Source organism: Paraburkholderia sp. BL21I4N1 (genome assembly GCF_002973525.1).
Taxonomy (GTDB): Bacteria; Pseudomonadota; Gammaproteobacteria; order Burkholderiales; family Burkholderiaceae; genus Paraburkholderia.
This window is the reverse complement of record NZ_PVEN01000029.1, coordinates 1-22025: the sequence shown is the minus strand read 5'-3', so window position 1 is coordinate 22025 and position 22025 is coordinate 1. Positions and strand designations below refer to the sequence as shown.

22 protein-coding genes and 3 pseudogenes are annotated in these 22025 nt (G+C 61.7%); 19 read left to right on the top strand and 6 right to left on the bottom strand.

Annotated features, from left to right (window positions below; all coding sequences use genetic code 11):
* Positions 1–16: 16 nt before the first annotated feature.
* From cyoA to B0G83_RS36370, 6 genes and pseudogenes are all read left to right on the top strand, one after another.
* Positions 17–913: a ubiquinol oxidase subunit II gene (gene cyoA / locus B0G83_RS36395; protein WP_258168492.1), complete on the top strand. Its 897-nt coding sequence runs from the start codon at positions 17–19 to the stop codon at positions 911–913.
* Positions 914–916: 3 nt separating this feature from the next.
* Positions 917–2923 carry a cytochrome o ubiquinol oxidase subunit I gene (gene cyoB / locus B0G83_RS36390; protein WP_105512114.1) on the top strand — a complete coding sequence of 669 codons (2007 nt, stop codon included), beginning with the start codon at positions 917–919 and terminating at the stop codon, positions 2921–2923.
* Positions 2924–2926: 3 nt separating this feature from the next.
* On the top strand, positions 2927–3535 hold the full coding sequence (gene cyoC / locus B0G83_RS36385; RefSeq protein WP_105512113.1) for a cytochrome o ubiquinol oxidase subunit III: 609 nt from the start codon (positions 2927–2929) through the stop codon (positions 3533–3535).
* Complete coding sequence (gene cyoD / locus B0G83_RS36380; protein ID WP_105512112.1) at positions 3536–3868, top strand: cytochrome o ubiquinol oxidase subunit IV; 333 nt, start codon at positions 3536–3538, stop codon at positions 3866–3868.
* Between the two features lie 105 nt (positions 3869–3973).
* Positions 3974–5056, top strand: a pseudogene (locus tag B0G83_RS36375) (fatty acid desaturase).
* A 44-nt stretch (positions 5057–5100) separates the two neighbouring features.
* Positions 5101–5376, top strand: a pseudogene (locus B0G83_RS36370) (transposase); the annotation flags it as partial.
* Positions 5377–5474: 98 nt separating this feature from the next.
* Here B0G83_RS36370 and B0G83_RS36365 read toward each other — a convergent pair.
* From B0G83_RS36365 to B0G83_RS36355, 3 genes are all read right to left on the bottom strand, one after another.
* Positions 5475–6038, bottom strand: coding sequence for an ankyrin repeat domain-containing protein (locus B0G83_RS36365; RefSeq protein ID WP_105512137.1), 564 nt, complete (start codon positions 6036–6038; stop codon positions 5475–5477).
* 76 nt (positions 6039–6114) lie between these two features.
* Positions 6115–6723: a hypothetical protein gene (locus B0G83_RS36360; RefSeq protein WP_105512110.1), complete on the bottom strand. Its 609-nt coding sequence runs from the start codon at positions 6721–6723 to the stop codon at positions 6115–6117.
* Positions 6723–7178: a group II truncated hemoglobin gene (locus B0G83_RS36355; RefSeq protein WP_105512109.1), complete on the bottom strand. Its 456-nt coding sequence runs from the start codon at positions 7176–7178 to the stop codon at positions 6723–6725. The genes B0G83_RS36360 and B0G83_RS36355 overlap by 1 nt, the downstream gene beginning before the upstream one ends.
* 378 nt (positions 7179–7556) lie before the next feature.
* Between B0G83_RS36355 and nifH the strand changes: the two genes are divergently transcribed.
* From nifH to B0G83_RS36285, 13 genes are all read left to right on the top strand, one after another.
* On the top strand, positions 7557–8438 hold the full coding sequence (gene nifH, locus B0G83_RS36350; protein ID WP_018423167.1) for a nitrogenase iron protein: 882 nt from the start codon (positions 7557–7559) through the stop codon (positions 8436–8438).
* A gap of 103 nt (positions 8439–8541) precedes the next feature.
* Positions 8542–10005 carry a nitrogenase molybdenum-iron protein alpha chain gene (gene nifD / locus B0G83_RS36345; protein ID WP_105512108.1) on the top strand — a complete coding sequence of 488 codons (1464 nt, stop codon included), beginning with the start codon at positions 8542–8544 and terminating at the stop codon, positions 10003–10005.
* A gap of 86 nt (positions 10006–10091) precedes the next feature.
* Positions 10092–11651 carry a nitrogenase molybdenum-iron protein subunit beta gene (gene nifK / locus B0G83_RS36340; RefSeq protein ID WP_105512107.1) on the top strand — a complete coding sequence of 520 codons (1560 nt, stop codon included), beginning with the start codon at positions 10092–10094 and terminating at the stop codon, positions 11649–11651.
* Between the two features lie 515 nt (positions 11652–12166).
* A complete protein-coding gene (locus B0G83_RS36330; protein WP_258168491.1) occupies positions 12167–12349 on the top strand; it encodes a hypothetical protein in 183 nt (60 codons plus the stop codon).
* A gap of 500 nt (positions 12350–12849) precedes the next feature.
* Positions 12850–14331, top strand: a complete 1482-nt coding sequence (nifE, locus tag B0G83_RS36325) for a nitrogenase iron-molybdenum cofactor biosynthesis protein NifE (protein WP_105512106.1) — start codon at positions 12850–12852, stop codon at positions 14329–14331.
* Between the two features lie 25 nt (positions 14332–14356).
* Entirely contained in the window at positions 14357–15748 is a 1392-nt protein-coding gene (gene nifN / locus B0G83_RS36320) for a nitrogenase iron-molybdenum cofactor biosynthesis protein NifN (RefSeq protein ID WP_105512105.1), read from the top strand.
* Between the two features lie 22 nt (positions 15749–15770).
* Positions 15771–16184 (top strand): nitrogen fixation protein NifX, encoded by a 414-nt coding sequence (gene nifX / locus B0G83_RS36315; protein WP_105512104.1) that lies wholly within the window; start codon positions 15771–15773, stop codon positions 16182–16184.
* Positions 16177–16662, top strand: coding sequence for a NifX-associated nitrogen fixation protein (locus B0G83_RS36310; protein WP_105512103.1), 486 nt, complete (start codon positions 16177–16179; stop codon positions 16660–16662). The genes nifX and B0G83_RS36310 overlap by 8 nt, the downstream gene beginning before the upstream one ends.
* A 24-nt stretch (positions 16663–16686) precedes the next feature.
* The gene (locus B0G83_RS36305) at positions 16687–16887 is read left to right on the top strand and encodes a CCE_0567 family metalloprotein (RefSeq protein ID WP_105512102.1); all 201 of its coding nucleotides are present in this window, start codon (positions 16687–16689) and stop codon (positions 16885–16887) included.
* Positions 16888–16912: 25 nt separating this feature from the next.
* Positions 16913–17224 carry a ferredoxin III, nif-specific gene (fdxB, locus tag B0G83_RS36300; RefSeq protein WP_105512101.1) on the top strand — a complete coding sequence of 104 codons (312 nt, stop codon included), beginning with the start codon at positions 16913–16915 and terminating at the stop codon, positions 17222–17224.
* A gap of 11 nt (positions 17225–17235) precedes the next feature.
* On the top strand, positions 17236–17796 hold the full coding sequence (locus B0G83_RS36295) for a nitrogen fixation protein NifQ (RefSeq protein WP_105512100.1): 561 nt from the start codon (positions 17236–17238) through the stop codon (positions 17794–17796).
* 417 nt (positions 17797–18213) lie between these two features.
* Positions 18214–18606 (top strand): oxygen-binding protein, encoded by a 393-nt coding sequence (locus tag B0G83_RS36290; RefSeq protein WP_258168489.1) that lies wholly within the window; start codon positions 18214–18216, stop codon positions 18604–18606.
* A 53-nt stretch (positions 18607–18659) separates the two neighbouring features.
* A complete protein-coding gene (locus B0G83_RS36285; RefSeq protein WP_258168487.1) occupies positions 18660–19163 on the top strand; it encodes a DUF2325 domain-containing protein in 504 nt (167 codons plus the stop codon).
* A 412-nt stretch (positions 19164–19575) separates the two neighbouring features.
* Here the strand turns inward: B0G83_RS36285 and B0G83_RS36280 are convergent, their stop codons facing one another.
* From B0G83_RS36280 to B0G83_RS38960, 3 genes and pseudogenes are all read right to left on the bottom strand, one after another.
* Entirely contained in the window at positions 19576–20364 is a 789-nt protein-coding gene (locus tag B0G83_RS36280) for an ABC transporter permease (RefSeq protein ID WP_105512099.1), read from the bottom strand.
* 3 nt (positions 20365–20367) lie between these two features.
* On the bottom strand, positions 20368–21282 hold the full coding sequence (nodI, locus tag B0G83_RS36275) for a nodulation factor ABC transporter ATP-binding protein NodI (protein WP_071336792.1): 915 nt from the start codon (positions 21280–21282) through the stop codon (positions 20368–20370).
* Positions 21283–21554: 272 nt separating this feature from the next.
* Positions 21555–22025 (bottom strand): annotated as a pseudogene (locus B0G83_RS38960) (chitooligosaccharide synthase NodC); the annotation flags it as partial.

Sequence of the window (22025 nt, the reverse complement as noted above, 5' to 3'; positions counted from 1 at the left end):
CCCGGACTTAACCACTATGACAGACAGAAAAGCCTTAAGGAAACGGTCGATAGCCATCGTCACGACATTGAGCGCCTGTCTATCGGGATGTGATCTGGCTGTGCTTGATCCCAAAGGGAGCGTCGGCGCGGCCGAGAAGTCGCTGATCGCCACCGCCACGTGGGCGATGCTGATCGTCGTGATCCCGGTGATCCTGCTGACGCTGTTCTTCGCGTGGCGCTACCATGCGTCGAACCTTCACGCGGTCTATGCACCCAAATGGGCGCACTCGACGGCGATCGAGATCGTCGTCTGGGCGATCCCCGCCTTGATTATCCTGTACCTCGGTATCCTGACGTGGCGCACCACGCATGAGCTCGACCCGTACCGGCCGCTGCAGTCGAGTGTGAAGCCGATCGACGTCGAGGTGGTCGCGCTCGACTGGAAGTGGCTCTTCATCTACCCGGACCTCGGCATTGCGTCGGTGAACCAGCTCGCCGTGCCAGTCGATACGCCGGTGAACTTCCGGATCACGTCGGACTCGGTGATGAACTCATTCTTCATCCCGCAACTCGGCACCCAGGTATATGCAATGGTCGGCATGCAGACCCGTCTGCACCTGATCGCGGATGCACCGGGAAATTTCGAAGGCATGTCCGCCAACTTCAGCGGCAAGGGATTCGCCGACATGAAGTTCCGCACGCTCGCGACGAGCGCCACCGACTTCGACGCATGGGTGCGGCAGGTCAAGGCTTCGCCGGACCGCCTGAGCATGGACGAATACGCGGAAGTCGCGAAGCCGAGCGAGAAGCAGTCGGTACGCTACTTCTCATCGATCGACCAGCACCTTTTCCGCAACATCGTTGCCCGATACAACAACGGCAACGTCACGGCCTTCCGCGACGCCGCCTGTCGCACGCAGACCACGGAGTAAACCATGTTTGGAAAACTCACGCCCGGCGCGATTCCGTTGGATCAGCCGATCATCATGGGCGCGGCCGCGTTCATGGCGCTCATCGTGCTGGCGGTCATCGTCACGCTCACGAAGCTCGGCCGCTGGAAGTGGCTCTGGACCACGTGGCTGACAAGCGTCGATCACAAGAAGATCGGCATCATGTACATCATCGTCGCGGTGCTGATGCTCATGCGCGGATTTGTCGACGCCGTAATGATGCGGCTTCAGCTCGCGATCGCGTTTCACGGCCCCGGTTACCTGCCGCCGCACCACTACGACCAGATATTCACCGCGCACGGTGTCATCATGATTTTCTTCATGGCTATGGCGCTGATGGTCGGCCTCTTCAATCTTGTCGTGCCGCTGCAGATCGGCGCGCGCGACGTCGCCTTCCCGTTCCTGAATTCGCTGAGCTTCTGGATGACGGCGATCAGCGCGATCCTGATCAATCTGTCGCTCGTGATCGGCGAGTTCGCGCAGGTCGGCTGGCTCGCGTATCCACCGCTGTCGGAGCTGCAGTTCAGTCCCGGCGTCGGGGTCGACTACTACATCTGGAGTCTGCAGCTCTCCGGCGTCGGTACGCTAATTACCGCGATCAACTTCTTCGTGACGATCGTCAAGCTGCGCGCGCCCGGCATGACGCTGATGAAGATGCCGGTGTTCACGTGGACCGCGCTGTGCTCGAACGTGCTGATCATGGCAACGTTCCCGATCCTAACCGTGACGCTCGCACTGCTCGGCCTCGACCGCTACGCAGGCATGCACTTTTTCACAAATGAGCTCGGCGGCAACGCGATGGTGTATCTGAACCTGATCTGGGCGTGGGGCCACCCGGAGGTGTACATCCTCGTGCTGCCCGCGTTCGGCATCTACTCGGAAGTGATCGCGACGTTTGCGAAGAAACCGCTGTTTGGCTACAGAACGATGGTCTACGCGTCGTGCGCGATCACGGTGCTCGCATTCCTCGTGTGGGCGCACCACTTCTTCACGATGGGTTCCGGGGCGGACGTTAACGCGTTCTTCGGCATTATGACGATGGTCATCGCGATCCCCACGGGCGTGAAAATCTTCAACTGGCTGTTCACGATGTACCGCGGTCGCATCGAGTTCACCGCACCCGTGCTGTGGACGATCGGCTTCATGGTCACGTTCACGATCGGCGGCATGACGGGCGTGATGATGGCGATCCCGGGCGTGGACTTCGTGCTGCACAACAGCCTGTTCCTGATCGCGCACTTTCACAACGCGATCATAGGCGGCGTCGTGTTCGGCTATCTCGCAGGCTTCCATTACTGGTTCCCGAAGGCGTTCGGCTTCAAGCTTAACGAGAAGCTCGGCAAGCGGGCGTTCTGGTGCTGGTTCGTCGGCTTCTACGTGTCGTTCGTGCCGCTCTACGTGCTCGGCTTCATGGGCATGACCCGGCGCCTGAATCACTACGACAATCCGACCTGGCATCCCTGGCTGTTCGTCGCGGCATGCGGCGTGGTGCTGATCGCACTCGGTGTCGTGCACCAGATCGCCCAGGTCGTCGTGAGCGTGATCCATCGCAACGAGCCGGAATACGGCGACCTGACGGGCGACCCGTGGAACGGCCGCACGCTCGAATGGGCCACCGCGTCGCCGCCCGCTGTCTACAACTTCGCGCGCATACCGGTCGTCCACCAGCTCGACGCGTTCGTGCACATGAAGGAGAGCGGCGCAGCAAATGCCGCACTGGCGCATTACGAGGACATCCACCTACCGTCGAACACCGCGGACGGGTTCCTGATCGGCGCATTCAGCCTCGTGCTCGGCTTCGCCGGCGTCTGGCACATCACGTGGCTCGCCGTGCTGGCCTTCGTCGCGATCGTCGCCGCGCTGATCGCGCGTAGCTTCCGCGACGACCATGGCTACGTGATTCCGGCCTCGCGCGTGCGCGAAATCGAAGCACGACGCGGCAGCGCACCCACCCCGGCCGACCTTGAATTGCCCGAATCTGCGGAGACCTGATCCATGACGCAATCTGCATTACTCGTCCATCACGGCAGGTCGAGCGCTGACCACGGCCCAACGCCCACCGTGTTCGGCTTCTGGCTGTACCTGATGACCGACTGCATTCTGTTCGCGTCGCTGTTCGCCGTGTTCGCCGTAATGGCGCACCAGTTCGCGGGTGGCGCGTCCGGACGGGACCTGTTCGACATCCCGGGTGTCGCACTTGAAACCGGCGCGCTGCTGCTGAGCAGCACCACCTACGGCTTCGCGGTGCTCGGCGCGCAGCGCCAGGGGCGTGGTGCCGTGATCGGCTGGCTCCTCGTGACGTTCGTGCTTGGCGCGCTGTTCCTCGCGTTCGAGCTGCGCGAGTTCTCGCACCTGGTCGCCAACGGTGCTGGGCCCAGTCGCAGCGCCTTCCTGTCGTCGTTCTTCACGCTGGTTGGCACCCACGGCCTGCACGTGACAGCCGGCCTCGTCTGGATGGCCGTGCTCGTCGTGCAGGTCGTCCGCTCGCCTGAACTGTCCGGTCGCGACCTCACGAGTCTGACATGCCTGAGCCTCTTCTGGCACTTCCTCGACATCGTGTGGATCTGCGTGTTTTCGTTTGTCTATCTCGGGAGCATGCTCTAAATGGTCCATTCACACTCGACGTCCACGATCGCCTCGCGTGGTGACGTCGCCGGTTATATCACCGGTTTCGTGCTCGCCGTGCTGCTGACGGCTGGCTCATTCTCGATCGTCGCGCAACGGTTGCTGCCGTCCGGCTCCGCGATTATGGCGCTTGCGTTCCTGGCGTTCGTGCAGATCGTCGTGCAACTGGTGACGTTCCTGCATCTCGACCTGTCGCGCGGCCAGCGCTGGAACGTGCTGGCGTTATGCTACACCGCGCTCGCCGCGCTGTTCCTGATCTTCGGCACGATCTGGGTGATGCACAATGTCAGCATGAACATGATGTCGCGCTGACTCCCCGCCAGCGCGAAACGGTCTGGTCACATCATCGCGGACACGCCATGCAGCCGTCGACCGCATGCGTAGTGTTGTGCTGCACCGTTCTACCGGTCTTTCTTCATGAACAGCCCGAATCACCCTGTTCCCGCCAATGAGCCATTGCCCCATCGCAAGGCCATCCGCTCGTGGCTGACGCCGTTCGCCGAACGCCGCACCGCCTACGCGCTTCTGCTGCTCGTGTTCGACTACGTTTTACTATTGTGTGCGCTCGCCGCGAGCGTGTTCGCGCACGGGTTCGTGCTGAAGACCGTATTCGGATGCATGGCGGGCTTCGTCATCGGACGGCTCTTCGTCATCGGTCACGACGCATGTCATGAGAGCCTGACCCGGCACCGCACGCTCCACCGCTGGCTGGGCCGGATCGCCTTCCTGCCGTCGCTCACGCCGTATAGCCTGTGGCAAGTGGGTCACAACGTGGTGCATCATGGCTACACGAACCTGAAAGGCGTCGATTTTGTGTGGGCACCGCTGACGATCCAAGAATATCGCGCCTTGAGTGGGCCACGGCGCGCACTGGAACGGATCTATCGCAGCGGCTGCGCGCCTGGTCTCTACTACATGATCGAAATTTGGTGGACGAAGATGTTTTTCCCGTCGCGTGCCGCAATGCCGACGCGGCGCCCAGTATTCTTCTGTGACTGCACGCTGGTATCGGTGTTCGCACTGCTATGGATCGGCGCGCTCGCGTGGATCGCTCGCGCGACGCAGCGGGGGGTGATCCCGTCAATCGCATGCGGGTTCGGGGTGCCGTTCCTGTTCTGGTGCGCGATGGTCGGTTTCGTCGTGTACGCGCACCACACGCATCCGCAAATCCACTGGTACGATGATCGCGCGAAATGGGGGCGTTCGGATCCGTTCGTATCCACGACGGTGCACTTGACCTTTCGCTGGCGTTTTGGCGCGCTGTTTCATCACATCATGGAGCACACCGCGCATCACGTCGACATGAGTCTCCCTCTATACGGGCTCGTCGGTGCTCAGCGAATGCTCGAAGCGATGCTTCCGGAACGGATCGTCGTGCAGCGGTTTTCGTGACGTTGGTACTTCGACACCGCACGAGGCTGCAAACTATACGATTTTTCGACTGATCTGTGGACCGATTTCGCTGGTCGCGCGACGCACGTCCCTCTTAAGGCTCGCTAACAAAGCCTATCATCCGAAAGCAAGGGGTATACGTTTGAGGTTGGATGACAAGACAAAGAATCGGCGAAGAGTTATGGCCAACGCTCGAAGCCTTGCTGCCAGAGCGACGGGTATCGCCCCGGGGCGGACGCCCGCGTGTTGATGAACGCGCTGCTGCATTGAATGGCATCCTGTTCGTGCTGTTCACCGGCATACCGTGGAAAGACTTGCCGCCGGAGATGGACTTCGGTAGCGGTATGACCTGCTCGCGAAGGTTGCGGGAATGGCAGGACGATGGCGTGCGGGCTCGCCTGCATGCGGCGATGCTGGCGCGGTCGCGAGGAAACACGCGTTGGCCATTCATCTTGTGATCTCCTGTCGACGATGCCGGCCGTACCGGGTTCGCTGCCGATGGGCTCGTCGACCGATGGCTCACATCTCAGAGGAGGACCGGTGCTGTAGTGATACGTTGCGTGCCCGCTCCTTCCATCTGTCGGGCCGTGCGCAGCGGTTGCAACCCGAGGTCGGCTGCCATGTCGAGCGCGCTGCGGCCATCCGGTGCGCACAGTTCTGCGTTCGCCCCATGCGCAAGCAGCATCTGCAGGACGTCGAGGCGACCGCTCGCGGCTGCATGCATCAGGCATGTGATGTCGTCGTCGTTCACATGGTCGATCGGCGCGCCGGCGTCGATCAGCCGCAGGATGGTCGCGGGGCCGCCGTGCAGGCACGCGAACCAGAGCGCATGGTTGCCGTCGTCATCGAGCGCGTCGGCGCGTGCGCCGAATGCGAGCAACGCTTCGACCACCGCGTCCTCGCCATGCTGCGCGGCGCGCATCAACGGGGTTTCGCCGTTCACGCAGCGCGAATGCGGATCAGGGAAGCCGTGGTACGCCAGCCAGGTGGAAAGTGCGGCAGGCACGTTCGTTTCGAGTTGTGCATCGGCGTTCCGGACAACGCGCGAGGCCAGGCGTTCGCGGACGACGAAAGCAGTGTCGGTATGCATGATCATGGTCGCCTTCGGGTGCAAGGGAACATCGGTTGGCGCAGCGGCACGGGCGGCAGCCGTTGGGATCCGCGCTTCAGACGGGCCGGTTCTCGTTGGGGTTGCGCACCGGCCCCATCAATTCAAGTCCTTCGCTGTAGGTGATCATGTCGAAGGTCACGTCGAACTTGATGGCCGCGTCCGCTACCGCATCCAGCTTGCCGCCTAAGTCCTTCTTCTTCAATTCGTTCTTTTCGAGGTACAGCAGTTCGAGCATCTCGTTGTAGACGGTGGACTCGAGAATCGGCAGAACATAGAACATCGCGCCCTTGTATGGCACCTGATATCGCTTGCTCAGGTCGACGTTGTCGCAAAAAAGAAAGTACTTGCCACCCGCCGAGAGCGTGTCGCTGAGCACCTCGGCCACGTCCTTCAGATGCTCGAAGCTCAGCAGATACCCGACGAAGAACGGCAAGTGCTTATGGCCGATCGTCGCACATGCCATCACCTGATCGCAGGTCAGCTCCGGCGGCCGCGCTTCGTCGGCGAGCTTCGGGGCAAAGCGCAGCGCGAGTTCGCCGCGGAAGCCGACCCGGCCGAACTTGTTCGTCAGCCCCTTGAGTACCGGGTTGAGCAGACGGCCTTCATGTTCGAGACGGGCGAACGCGGTGTCGTCGATATCCTTGTGGGCGAGCGTTTCGGTCATCACAGATCCTCGGGTTGAACAGAGTTGAAGGGGGGGCACGTCTGCGTGTTGCGCATCCGGTCGGCGATTTTGAAAAAAGCCTGCATCAGTTCGTCGCGCAGCGCCGGATCGACACCTGTCTCGTCGAACGCGGCGCGCATGCAAGCTAGCCACGCATCCCGTTCGGCGGTGCCGATCGCGAATGCGGCATGACGCGTGCGCAGCCGTGGTTGGCCATGCTGTGCCGAGTATCGCTTGTCGGCACCGAGCCATTCGCACAGATACAGCACCAGCACGGCCTTCGTCGAAGACAGGTCGGGGTGATGCATCGCGCGAATGCGCTGCGCGTCGGCCCGCGTATCCATGTGCCGATAGAACGCGTCGACCAGGCGGTTGACGTCGGTCTCGCCGCCTAGACGGTCGAAGTGCGTCTCGCGCGGCACGGGTCGCGAAGGTTGGGTGGTTGGTGTGTCCATGATGCCATCAAAGCAATAACCGAACCAGGCGGCAACCCGGCGATTGTCCGGCTGCACGCAGGCCAATGCGACAGAAATCGCACGACAAACGCGCCGAAGGGTTTCATTGGCGACGAAGTTCGCGTGGTTTGTCGCGAAATCGACAACACACAGGAGGAGTCCGCAAAAGTCCCGAACCAACCGCCGCAGCGCGGCGGGGCGGACGCGACGCAGTACCGCTGGTGATGTGGCACAGAAGCTGCATTTGGAGTCCAGCGCGGACACAGGTCCGGCCGATGCGTGACTCGATATAAGAAGACCCATACAGGCACGACAGGCTGACATGGTCGCGGTTACGCAACCCTGGTTTCAACCCTTCTTCCTGAATGGAGAAATGCAATGTCTAAACTTCGGCAAATCGCGTTCTACGGCAAAGGCGGTATCGGCAAGTCGACCACCTCGCAGAACACCCTGGCAGCCCTGACTGAGCTCGGGCAGAAGATCCTGATCGTCGGCTGCGATCCCAAGGCGGACTCTACCCGCCTGATCCTGCATGCAAAGGCGCAGGACACCATCCTGTCGCTAGCGGCCGAAGCCGGCTCGGTGGAGGACCTCGAACTCGAGGACGTGATGAAGATCGGTTACCGCAACATCCGTTGCGTGGAGTCCGGCGGCCCGGAACCGGGCGTCGGCTGCGCGGGCCGTGGCGTCATCACGTCGATCAACTTCCTCGAAGAAAACGGCGCCTATGACGGCGTGGACTACGTGTCGTACGACGTGCTCGGCGACGTGGTGTGCGGCGGTTTCGCAATGCCGATTCGTGAGAACAAGGCGCAGGAAATCTACATTGTGATGTCCGGCGAAATGATGGCCATGTATGCGGCCAACAACATTTCAAAGGGCATTCTGAAGTACGCGAACAGCGGCGGTGTGCGGATCGGCGGGCTCGTGTGCAACGAGCGTCAGACCGACAAGGAACTCGAACTCGCCGAAGCGCTGGCGAAGATGCTCGGCTCGAAGCTGATCCACTTCGTGCCGCGCGATAACATCGTGCAGCACGCCGAGCTGCGCCGCATGACGGTGATCGAGTTCGCGCCCGAATCCAAACAGGCGGAAGAGTATCGGCAGCTCGCCACCAAGGTGCACAACAACGCGGGCAACGGCACGATCCCGACGCCGATCACAATGGATCAACTGGAAGACCTGTTAATGGAGCACGGAATCATGACGTCCATCGACGAATCGCAAGTAGGCAAGCCTGCAGCGGAACTGACCGCCTAAGCGAGCGCCACTGCGCGCGGCACGGTGTTCTTCTTCACGCGATGAACCGGGCCGTGCCGGCTACCCGCTGCCAGGCTTGATACCCACACTATGGAGCATTCCCATGAGCGTCACAGTTGAAGAGCGCAAGGCCGCGAACAAGGCCTTGATCGATGAAGTGCTGACGGCCTATCCGGAGAAAATGGCCAAACGGCGCGCCAAGCATTTGGGCACCTTCGAGGACGGCAAGCCCGACTGTGGCGTGAAATCAAACATCAAGTCATTGCCGGGCGTGATGACGATTCGCGGTTGCGCGTACGCCGGCTCGAAGGGCGTGGTCTGGGGGCCCATCAAGGACATGATCCACATCAGTCATGGTCCGGTCGGTTGCGGCCAGTACTCGTGGGGCGCGCGTCGCAACTACTACATCGGCACTACCGGTATCGACACCTTCGTGACGATGCAGTTCACGTCGGACTTCCAGGAAAAGGACATCGTCTTCGGCGGCGACAAGAAGCTCGACAAGATCATAGACGAGATTCAGGAACTGTTTCCGCTGAACAAGGGCATCTCGATCCAGAGTGAATGCCCGATCGGCCTGATCGGCGACGACATCGAGGCCGTCTCGAAGAAGAAGAGTGCACAGTATGAAGGGCACACCATTTTGCCGGTGCGCTGCGAAGGTTTTCGCGGCGTCAGCCAGTCGTTGGGCCACCATCTGGCTAACGATGCGATTCGAGACTGGATATTCGACAAGGCCGATCCGGACAAGCGGCCCGAATTTGTTTCGACGCCTTATGATGTTGCGATCATCGGCGATTACAACATCGGCGGCGATGCCTGGTCGAGCCGGATTCTGCTCGAAGAGATCGGCCTGCGTGTGATCGCACAATGGTCGGGCGACGGCTCGATCGCCGAGCTCGAGAATACACCCAAGGCCAAGCTCAATTTGCTGCATTGCTACCGCTCGATGAACTATATCAGCCGGCACATGGAAGAGAAGTACGGCATTCCATGGACGGAATACAACTTCTTCGGCCCGTCGATGATCGAGAAGAGCCTGCGCGAGATCGCCAGCCACTTCGACGACACCATCAAAGCCAACGCGGAGAGGGTGATCGCCAAGTATCGTCCCCTGGTCGATGCGGTGAACGCGAAGTTCAGAGCGCGCCTGCAGGACAAGACCGTAATGCTGTTCGTTGGCGGCCTGCGTCCGCGCCACGTGATCGGCGCCTACGAAGACCTCGGCATGAACGTGGTCGGCACCGGCTACGAATTCGGCCACAACGACGACTATCAGCGCACCACGCACTACGTGAAGGACGGCACACTGATTTACGACGACGTGACCGGCTACGAGTTTGAGAGGTTCGTCGAACAGGTCCAGCCCGATCTGGTTGGCTCCGGCATCAAGGAAAAGTACGTGTTCCAGAAGATGGGCGTGCCGTTTCGCCAGATGCACAGCTGGGACTATTCCGGTCCATATCACGGCTACGACGGCTACGCCATTTTCGCGCGCGACATGGACATGGCTATTTCCAGCCCGGTGTGGGGGCTTGCCAAGGCGCCCTGGAAGAAAACCCCCTAAGCGCTGGCCACCGCACCGATCACCGGACTGATCAGCGGACTGATCAGCGGCCGGCAGCCCATTGAATTGAATATCAGGAGCATCCCGTGCCCCAATCCGCAGACCACATTCTCGACCAGGAATTCCTGTTCCGTGAGCCCGAGTACCAGAAAATTTTCCAGGCGAAAAAGGAAAATTTCGAGTTCAACCATTCAGACGAGCAGGTCAAGCAGATCGTCGAGTGGACCAAGAGCGAAGACTACCGGCAAAAGAACTTTGCACGCGACTCGCTCACCATCAACCCGGCCAAGGCCTGCCAGCCGCTCGGCGCAGTGTACGTGGCCATCGGCTTTCACAAGACGCTCAGTTTTGTGCATGGCTCGCAGGGCTGTGTAGCGTTTTACCGCTCGCACTTCTCGCGTCACTTCAAGGAGCCAACCTCGTGCGTCAGCTCGTCGATGACCGAAGACGCGGCGGTGTTCGGCGGCATGAACAACATGATCGACGGCCTCGCAAATGCGTACAACCTGTACAAGCCCGACATGATCGCGGTCTCCACTACCTGCATGGCGGAAGTGATCGGCGATGACCTCGACGCGCTCATCAAGAACAGCAAGCAGAAGGGCAGCGTGCCGGAAGACTATGACGTGCCGTTCGCGCACACGCCGGCCTTCGTCGGCAGCCACGTGACCGGCTACGACAACGCGCTCCTCGGCATCCTCAAGCACTTCTGGGACGGCAAGGCCGGCACAGCGACGCCGCTTGAGCGCGTGCCCGACGACAGCGTCAACTTCATCGGTGGCTTCGACGGCTACGTGGTCGGCAACATGAAGGAAATTCGCCGCATCTTCGATCTGTTCGGCGTGACGGTGAACATCATCTGCGACCCATCCGAAACGTGGAATACGCCGACCGACGGCGAGTTCCGGATGTACGAAGGCGGCACGACCAAGGAGGAGGTCGAGCGCGCGTTGAACGCGAAGGCGACCTTCGTGTTCCAGGAATACTGCTGCGAGAGGACCAGCAAGTTCATTGGCGAGCATGGCCAGGAAGTGGTGGTGCTGAACTCGCCGGTTGGCGTCGCGGGCACCGACCGGTTCCTGATGGAAATCTCGCGCGTGATCGGCAAGCCGATTCCGGTGCAACTGGAGAAGGAGCGAGGCCAGCTCGTCGATGCGATGGCCGACAGCCAGGCTCACCTGCACGGCAAGCGTTTTGCGCTCTACGGCGACCCGGACCAGATGCTGGGCTACACGCAGTTCCTGCTGGAACTCGGCGCCGAGCCGGCGCACGTTCTGGCGACCAACGGCAACGAAACCTGGGCTGCGAAGGTGCAGGCGGTGTTCGACGCGTCGCCCTACGGCGCCGGCTGCAAGGTGTATCCGAAACGCGATCTGTGGCACATGCGCTCACTGCTGTTTACCGAGCCGGTGGATTTCCTGATCGGCAACACCTACGGCAAATATCTCGAGCGCGATACCAAAACGCCGCTGATACGCATGGTGTTCCCGATCTTCGATCGCCACCATTACCATCGCTTTCCGACCTGGGGCTATGAAGGTGCGTTGCGGGTGCTGGTCACGCTGCTGGACGAGTTCTTCGAAGCGCTCGACGCCAACACGATCGACGTGGCGAAGACCGACTACAGCTACGACATCATTCGCTGACGAGGAGAGCGCGGCGATGGCAGACACAGCAGATACATCGGGCGTGGCAGATGAAGTTCTGGTCAAGATGACGCAGGACGGCCGTAACGTCGAGGTCATCAGCGGCTAGGTTTGCCTGGCCGGTGTGGGCGAGGCCGACCACCTCGTCCCGCTGCTCGAACACCCGAACCGGCAGGTGATCGCCCAGGTGCTGCCGGGAGGCCGCGCATGTGGCCGCCGGTTGCCGTTGACGCACGAGGAGATTGCGATTGCACAGACTGCGATGTCGGCGGCTCGGCGGCAGTTCGGCGCGAGCCCGGCGGGCATCGCGCCGTGGTTACCTCGATCGGTGTGGGCGAAGATTGCGGCGGAGGGTGTCGAGTAGCGGGGCACCGCTGAAAACGAAATTGCTGCGCTGCATGTAGCTAGCCTGCGTGACGAACCTCAGCGAGGGAGCGGGGCATGATTTATGTAGTCGAGCAGTGTGACTCAGTGCGCTGCGTGCGTGGTTCGCTTACGACGACTTTGAGCGCGAGGTGGCGGCGTTCGACCCGTTGAGCCTCGCGGAGATCAATGACGAGGTAACGGCGCACGAACTGCTCGCGCTGGTCGACGACGTTTCCGATGCGAACGGACGGGCAGAGTACCTGTCGATCTGCGCGGTGGGCGACGAGTATGAGCAACTGGCGGCGCTCGAAGTGCTGGCCGACGACGACTGAGCCGCCCAGCGGGGCAGGAGCCCGAATGGCGCATGCACACTGGAATAGCGCATGGGATATGCGCGCAGGCGCGCTCGGTGCATTGCTCGAACGCGTACCGGCCGAGATCAGGCCTGAGCGCTTCGAGCGCTTGCTGGAAGTCTGTCTCTGCGACTTCGCGGCGTATCCCGGTCATGGTAGACGGACTACGCGAAAGCTCCACGGATGCGCCGCGTGCTGACTGCTTACCTGGCGGTTCGCGAACCCTTGGGGCCGGATGCGTTGCTGGAGGCGCGCGCGAATGCGATCGCACGGGTCCTGCTCCATACGGAACGGCAAGGCAGGCAGTGAACGTGTGTTGTCGTTTTCTGTGTCGCGAACCGTCTGTCGCAAACCGTTCAAACCCGCCATGGCGATGCGCGCGAGCGACGCGCTTCAGCGCCAATTGGCACGTTTTCAAGGCGTTTCCCGGTGGTATGGAACTTGCCACTAGAGAAACGTCCATCCATCAGGAGCATGTCATGTCTGTTTCGCTCAATGCCCAAATCGCCGAAGTTTTCGACGAGCCGGGTTGCGACAAGAATCAAGGCAAGAGCGAGAAGGAACGCAAAAGGGGCTGCACGAAGCAGCTTTCGCCGGGTTCGGCCGCAGGCGGGTGCGCGTTCGACGGCGCGAAGATCGCTTTGCAGCCGGTGGTGGACGTCGCACACCTCGTGCACGGGCCGATTGCCTGTGAAGGTAACTCGTGGGACAACCGGCACGCCGCTTCATCCGGTTCGCAACTCTATCGCACCGGCTTCACCACCGATATCAACGAACTCGACGTGGTGTACGGCGGCGAGAAGCGCCTGTTCAGGAGCGTGCGCGAAATCATCGAGAAATACGATCCGCCCGCAGTGTTCGTCTACCAGACCTGCGTCACTGCGCTGATCGGCGACGACATCGAGGCAGTCTGCAAGCGCGCCACCGAACAATTTGGCAAGCCGGTGATTCCGGTCCTTTCCCCCGGTTTCGCCGGGCCGAAGAATCTGGGCAACAAGCTTGGCGGCGAGGCGATCCTCAACTATGTGATCGGCACGCGCGAGCCCGAGTACACGACGCCGTATGACATCAACGTCATTGGCGAATACAACCTGTCGGGCGAACTCTGGCAGACCAAGCCGCTGCTCGACGCGCTAGGCATCCGTATCCTCTCGTGCATCTCCGGCGACGGGCGCTACAACGAGATCGCAAGTTCGCATCGCGCCAAGGTCAATATGATGGTCTGCTCGAAGTCGATGATCAACATCGCGACAAAGATGCAGCGGCGCTACGGCATCCCTTACTTTGAGGGCTCGTTCTATGGGATCGGCGACATGAGCGACACGCTGCGCCATATCGCCAGCCTGCTCGTGCGGCAGGGCGCGCCGGACGATCTGCTCGAGCGGACCGAGCGCCTGATCGCCGTCGAGGAAGCGCGCGCGTGGGAGCGCATCGCACACTACAAAGCGCGCCTTACCGGCAAGCGGGTGTTGCTTATCACAGGTGGCGTGAAGTCTTGGTCGGTGGTTTCCGCGCTGCAGGAAGCAGGGCTCGAAATCGTCGGCACCAGCGTCAAGAAGAGCACTAAGGAAGACAAGGACAAGATCAAGGAGATCATGGGCGACGACGCCCACATGATCGACGGCATGGCGCCGCGCGAGATGTACGCGATGCTCCGGGACGCGCGGGCCGACATCATGCTGTCCGGTGGCCGCTCACAGTTCGTCGCACTGAAGGCCCGCATACCGTGGCTCGACATCAACCAGGAACGCCACCACCCTTATGGCGGCTACGAGGGGATGGTCGAGCTGGTGTACGAGATCGACCGCGCGATCTACAACCCGGTGTGGCAACAGGTGCGCATCCCTGCTCCGTGGGGTGAAGACGGGGGAGCGCTCGGTGTGGTCCAAACGCAAGCCGCGCGCCCACTGTCGAGCGTCGCGGCGTGGGCGATGAGCCTCGAACCCGGTATACCGACCTGACGCCCCCTGAACTCGAGAACATGCCATGGCCGATGTCGTCGAATCTATGAAAGCCTGTGCGGTCAACCCGCTCAAGATGAGCCAGCCGCTGGGCGCGAGCCTCGCGTTCCTTGGGCTCGATGCCTGCATGCCCGTGATGCACGGCTCGCAGGGCTGCACGTCGTTCGGCCTCGTGCTGCTGGTGCGCCACTTCAGGGAGGCGATCCCGCTGCAGACGACGGCCATGGAGGAAGTCACCGCGGTGCTCGGCGGCTACGAGAACATCGAGGCCGCGCTGCTCAACATCCGCAAGCGCGTTGCGCCGAAGGTCATCGCGATCTGTTCAACAGGTCTCACCGAGACCGAGGGCGACGACGTGGCCGGCTATCTCGTTACCGTGCGCAAACGCAAGCCCGAACTCAAGGACACTGAGATCGTCTATGTGTCGACCCCCGACTATGTCGGCGCATTCGAAGACGGCTACCGGCATGCGATTACCGGCATCGTCAACGCGCTGGTCAAGGCGTTGCCAACGGTGGCCAATCAGGTGACGCTGCTGCCCGGCAGCCATCTGTCGCCTGGCGACATCGACGAACTGCGCGAGATCATCGAAGCGTTCGGCTTTGATGTCATTGTGCTGCCCGACATTTCCGGCTCGCTCGACGGCCATATCGCGCCGGACTGGCGCGGCACCACACTGGGCGGTACCACGCTCGCGGAGATCCGGGCCGCGGGTGCATCGGCATTTACGATCGGTGTGGGCGAGCAGACGCGCGACGGTGCGGAGGCATTGCATGCTATCGCCGGCACACCGTTCGAAGTGTTCGGGCGGCTCACCGGACTGGAACCCAACGACCGTCTGTTGCACTTGCTCGCGCAGCGCGCAGGACGACCCGTTCCCGCGAAATACCGGCGTCAGCGCAGCCAATTGCTCGATGCGATGCTAGACGGCCATTTCTACACTGGAGGCATCAAGGTCGCGATCGGCGCAGAGCCCGATCTGCTGTTCGCGGTGGGCAGCATGCTGCACGAGATGGGCGCGCAGTTGCGCTGCTGCATCAGCACGACGCGATCGCCCGCGCACGCGTTGCTGCCCGCTGATCAGGTCGTGATCGGCGATCTCGAAGACATGGAGCGCGCCGCGGCGGACTGCGACCTGCTGATCACCCATTCGCACGGCAGGCAGATGGCCGAGCACCTGCAAAAGCCGCTCTTCCGGATCGGTTTTCCGGTCTTCGACCGGATTGGAAACGCACATCGACGCTACGTCGGCTACCGCGGCACGATGAACCTGATCTTTGAGATCGCCAACCTGATGATCGAGCAGATTCCGCATCACGATCCGGGCGACTGGCCGCTGCCGCAGGCCGCTATCGATCTGGCCGCGCGCGATCCGGCGCGGGAAGCGAACATTCCTGTCGTCGCGGCCGGTGCCTGACCCACCTAAAGGAGCACACAGCATGAAGATCGCGTTCGCCACCCAGGACAGGCAGTTCGTCGATGCGCATTTTGGCTGGGCGAGAAGCATCGTCACCTACAACGTCACACCGGACGGCTACCAGTTCGTCGAGGCGTTCGACTTTGGTGGCAAGCTCGAAGAGGACGGCGACGAGGACAAGCTCGCGCCCAAGCTCGAAGCCGTCAAGGATTGCGCGATCCTGTACGTCGCCGCAATCGGCGGCTCGGCCGCGGCGCGAGTGGTTGCGCTGAAGATTCACCCGATCAAGGTGCCGCGGCCCGAGTCCATCGAGGAGATTCTCGGCAAGTTGCAACAGGTGCTGAAGGGTACGCCGCCGCCGTGGCTGCGCAAGGCGCTGGCGAAGGATGGCGAACGAGTATACGACTTTGAAGACGATGAGGTATCCCATGACTGAATCATCCGCAATTCCGTCCGAGGCCAGCGACGAAATGTTGCTGCGCGCACCGTTCGTGCAGCAGCTCGTCAGGCAATTGCGCGCGCAGGATGCCCACGGCGTGTGGGACGGAAAGACCGACCTGCAACTGCTCAAGCCGTACATCCACACGCCCGAGGAACGCCGCGCGATTCCGATCATGGGCGACCCCGACCCCGAAACGCTGTGGCGGCTCGAGCTTTTCTATAACGCGATTGCGGTGGCGATCGAGCGTGAGACCGGCCAAATGGTTTCGCCGATGATGAAGATGAGCCAGGAGGGCTTCGGCCGCATGGTGTTGCTCGCGGGGCGGCTTGTTATTGTCAACAAGCAGTTGCGCGACGTACACCGGTTCGGCTTCGCTTCGCTGGAGAAGCTCGGCGAGGCTGGCGCAAAGCTTCTCGGCGAAGCGGTCGAGCTGATCCGGACGTACCCCGCCGTCGCACAGTACAGTGCCTGAAGGAATTGTGAGGGGGCCGAGACGATGAGCACCGATGCCGATGAACTCAAGGCGCACCTGAAGAAACTCAACGCGCAAGCGACCCGGGCGAAATTGGACCTGCACGACCTCTCAGAGGAACTCCCGACCAACTGGGAGAACATTCTCGCTGTTGCCCAGCGCTGCCATGACGCCCACGCCGCGCTGATGGCAGCCCGCAAGGCTGCCGCTGCGGCAGCGGCCTGAACCAGCGAAGCCACGGAGTCACACCATGAGCGATACCTTCAGCGTTACGCTGCCGAGCGGCGCCACCTGGACGCCGACCTTCGTCAAGAGGCTCGACGAAGAAAAATGCATTGGTTGCGGACGCTGTTTCCGTGTCTGTCCGCGTGGCGTGCTGCAACTCGTCGGGCTTAACGAGGACGGCGCGCACATCGCACTGGACGGCGACGACGAAGACGAAGACGACGAGTACGAGAAGAAAGTGATGACTATCGTGCATCGTGAACTGTGCGTCGGCTGCACCGCGTGCGCGAAGATCTGCCCGAAAAAGTGCTACACGCACGCGGCGGCCGTTCTCTGAGCGATGCCGCGATGGACGCCTATGCAACCCTGATGGCGTGCGCGGTGGATGCGGGCGATCCCACCGTGCTGGCACTGGCCGGCGTGCTGTCGAGCGGGTTCGAGCACCACGGCGTCGATATGCTGCCGATGCGCGGACTGGACTCCGACCAGACGCGCGGGATGCTCGCGCGCTGGTTCCCGGGTGCCGGGCCGGCGCTCGGTCTTAGGTGTGCGTTGTCGCCCGCCACGATGCCGCGTGACGACGAACTCGAAGATCTGGTGGCGTTGCTCAATCACCATGCCGATCCGCGCGCCGGCCCGGCAGACGAGGCAAACTACGTGGCCCATGCCTTGGCCTGTGCGAGCCTCGGGCAAAACCACCTTTGGCAAGACCTGCTTCTGCCGTCGCGGCGCGAGCTGTCCGCGTTGATTAGCCACTGGTTTCCGCGGCTGGCCGCGAAAAATACGCATGACATGAAGTGGAAGATGTTCTTCTACAAGCAACTGTGCGAGCGCGAGGGCGTGTTCAGCTGCAAGGCGCCGAGTTGTGGCGTCTGTTCGGACCATGCGCTTTGCTTTGGAGCTGAGTAGGCAAAAATGCCCGGCTCGCGCCCCCGTTGAGCAGGCGCGTCGCCGGTCCGCTTTGCCAGGCTTCTTCGGTAGATTCACAGTGAGAAGGCGCGGGAGTTGCGTAAGCATGCTCATCGTTATGTATTCAGGCATTCAACGAGAAAATCGAACCACAAACCTTACACATCTATGGATTCGTTCCGACCTGCCCCCGTCCCGGGGGCCCCGCCGTCGCTGTACACCGTGCACCCGCGCTTGCCGCCTGACGCTGCAATGGCCCGTTGCGGGTCGCAGCAGCAGGGGCCGCGCGCCCCGCGGGCATTGCCGCCCGCCCGCGTGCCCGCGCTGCCACAACCGCCGCTGCACCGGCTACTCGCGATCTGCGACCAAGCGGGGTTGCTCGGTCTGGCGCTGTGCCACTTGCAGCGGCTCAGGCTTATGCTGCTGTTTGCACGCGTCGGTCACCGCTTCGATTGTGTCGCGTTGCGGGTGGCCGACTTCGTGGTCGAGCCCTGCGGCGGGCTGCTGTATTACGGCGAGCGGCATGCGCATCTGCAGGCGGACTCCGGGCCGCCGTTGCTGCTTGACGAAAAGGGCCGCGAACTCCGGCTGGTTCAACTTTGGCACGCGTTCGACGACGTCGGTTTCCCGCCCGCGCTGCGCCCCGACTTCGGGGGCGGGGCCGAGTCGCTGTCCGAGCATCGGCTGGCGGCGACGCACGCTCGTCATGCCGGCCGAACGCGCTGCACGTACGACACGGTGCGTAGCTGGTTTCTTACCCCGGCAGCGGGCGAACGGCTTGCGGGCCATGCCACGAGGAGCTCGCCATGAAACCCATGCGGCCTGCCGTTGCCGTAAAGGTGCGACCCGAAGCGCAGCCCGTCATGAATCAGAACCGCGGCACATGCCTTCCCGACAGCAGTGCTAGCCTGTCGCTCGAGCGCGCGCGGGCACATGTCGCGAGCCTGCAGCGCGAGTTGTTCGCGGTTGAGCAGGCGCTGCTCGATGGCCGCGCATTGACGCGCGCATTGAGCGGGCGTCGATGGGTTTATGTAGGCGGGCGGCCAAGCATCAACGCCGTGCTGCGTGCGCTGGTGGAAGCGGCCGGAGGCGAGTTCGTTCATCACACCGGGACCATCGACGACGATGGCCGCGCCGAAGGCTTCGAGGCTTTGCTGTCAGGCGCCTACCGGGTGCTGTGCCCATTGGATCTGATCGACCCGGACTCGCTGGTCGCGCTGCGGCGGTTGTGCGCGCGTCACCGCGCGCCGTGGTCCGCTTTGCGTTCGTCGAGCGTGACGAGCTTCATTGCGGGCGTGTTGCGGGCTCGGCCTGCCCAGCCGCGCGGCGTGGTCGCAGCGTCGCGCTTCTGCCTGAGGCATGGCTGACGTCGTCATGACTTTACATACCGCGAGATGTGGGCGCGAAACGTGCCTTTGACGTGGGTCTTTCCACAAGAGAGCCTGCCATGTCGGATTCCGCATAACGCTAAGGCCTTTTCTTCAACGTCGAGAACCCCGACGGCGACGCGCGCGATGCGCTGACGCAAGCGGTGCGTAACGCACCGGCCGCCCGAACGTTCGGCTACTACGAGGTGTGGCTCGCCGAGCATAACTACAGGTCGAACGCGAACAGCAGCGGACTGGCGCCACTGTTTGCCCGCAGCGCGACTCGTTTACGGTGCTATATCGGGCTGCGCGGTTACCGTCGGCGGATGAGGCGCGTGCGCGGATGCACGAAGCGTTCGCGGTGATACGACATGGTGTTTTTTCTACTCACTCGTACTGGCCATAGCTGGCATTAAGACATGAGACGTCGACGTAACAGCGCCACTGACAGGAAGAATGGCAACACCGTGCAAATGCAGAGAGCGCCAATATGCAGGGCAACACAGCCCGCCGGGCGTCCGAGCATCGCGGGACGGATAAGGTCGACGGAATGTGCCAGCGGCAGGAAGCGCGCTACGTCGCAAAAAACGGCAGGTAGCTTACTGATCGGGAAGATCACGCCGCTCAGGAGCACCATGGGCGTGAGAACGAGCGTTTGATAGAACACGAAGTAGTCGTGACTGGGTGCAAGCGCCGTGAGGATCATCGCCAGACTCGCGAAGGCGAGGCCAGTCAGGGCGATGGCAGGCGATGCACAGAGAATGGATGACCACGCTGCGTAACCCAGCACGGTAGCTACCACCATGACGGCGATGCCCGCAAAAAAGGCCCTGGTGGCGGCCCATGCCAGTTCACCGAGAACGATATCGCCGAGCGTGAGCCGTGTACACAGGATCGCTTCCCACGTGCGCTGAACATGCATGCGAGAGAAAGCTGCGTAAATCGTTTCGAAGGTCGCGGAGGTCATTGCGCTCGTGGCCACCATACCCGCCGCGAGAAACGCGATATAAGATGCGCCATCGACGCGACCTACCATTATCCCGAAACCAAAGCCGAGGCCGAACAGATAAATCATAGGATCGGCAAGGTTACCGAGAATCGAGGCAAACGCGACTTTTTTCCATGCCAGATAGTTGTGGCGCCACACTGCAACCCAGTTCCACAGGTTCGCGGGCAGGGCCGCTGCATAAAACTCTCTCATCGTTCACTCCTTCATCCCGCGCCCGGTTAGCTGCAAAAAGACATCCTCGAGATTTGCTGGACGCTGTAAAAGGCGCAGCGCCGTGCGCCCGCGCAACTGTATGCACACCCGTTCCGGATCGGACACATAGCAGAAGAGGGTCTCACCACTGACCTCGATACGCTGCGCGTGCGGCGCGATCAACGTGCGCAGCTCATGCGGATTGCCGCCGTGGATCTCGATCACGTGGCTCCCGATCTGTTCTGCGATCAGCGCGCGAGGCCCGCCTTCGGCGATCTTTCGACCCTCCGCCAGCACACACAGTCGGTCGCACAACCGCTCGGCCTCTTCCATGAAATGGGTGGTCAAGAGGATCGTGGTGCCGCGCGCCAGCAGGGAACGTAGCCGTTCCCAGATCAGGTGGCGAGCATGCGGGTCGAGACCCGTTGTTGGCTCGTCCATGACCAACAACTGTGGATCGTTGATCAGCGCGCGAGCCAGCATTAGCCGCCGCTTCATGCCGCCGGATAGCTCGGTGACGCGCGCATTGACCTTGCTTTCGAGGCGGGCGAATTCGAGCAGCGATGGCACGACCGCTTCAATTTCACGTGTGCTCATGCCAAAGTAGCGGCCAAACACCAGAAGGTTCTCGCGCACGGTGAACCCGGGCTCGAGGTTGTCGAATTGCGGCACTACGCCAATGCGCATACGTGCCGAGCGAGCGCGAGCCGGCACTGGCTCCCCGAGCACGATGATCTTGCCTGCGTCGGGCGGCGCCATGCCGAGAACCATACGCACCGTCGTGCTCTTGCCCGCGCCATTTGGCCCTAGCAGACCGAAGCACTCTCCAGGCGCGACGCTGAACGATAATCCGTCGACTACGATCTTGTTGCCATATGACTTCCTTACGCTAGCGAAGCTAATTGCTGCTTTGGACATGGGGATAAGAAGGAAAATTACGCGCTCGTCTTGGAGAAAAAGAAGCCGTTCTGCTGTCGCGGCACGATTGAAAACGCCCGCGGCGATAGAAGATCCATGCCTGCCATGCGCAAGAGTTCTGACAATCGAGTACCAGGATTCCGGTGAATACACTCGCGTTAGGAAGGCGGGAATTGAGCCATTGCGTGAGACGATCGCACTCAAGCGGACCACTACCGATGGTGGGCGATTCTGGGGTGGTGCAATATTCGAGATCCAATATGTCCGATTTACTAATTGCCATCGAATGCTTCGTCAGACGTTGCTAACGTTGAAGACTCACACGCGTGATCCGGTCGACGGTGCGGAGTCGCAACTCTTGACGCTGAAGTCATGTTCGGCTTTGTAACCGGATCCGGAGTGTCGGGCTGTTTTTCACGAATGTTCGATACGTTGCCTGCAGAGCCACGGGACAGCCACGCGCAATTGCCCAATGTGCACAGCGCATAGGCTTTCAGGGGGAGCAGGAGAAACAGGTTAATCGGTGTGTGAAGAGAAAAGCCAAGAAATCGAATCTGGCGAGCGCGAACCGATGCCACGCTGCAGCGGATCATGGTCAATGATGCGATTATCAGGGCAGTCCACCACGGCACTGTCGCTGTCAATGCGAGCTGCGCGAGCCCCGCTAGAAGCGATAAGGCGAGAAATAGCGAGCCCAGATTCAGTCCGATCACCTCCAGCGTAAGGTAGCGATCGAGACAGGG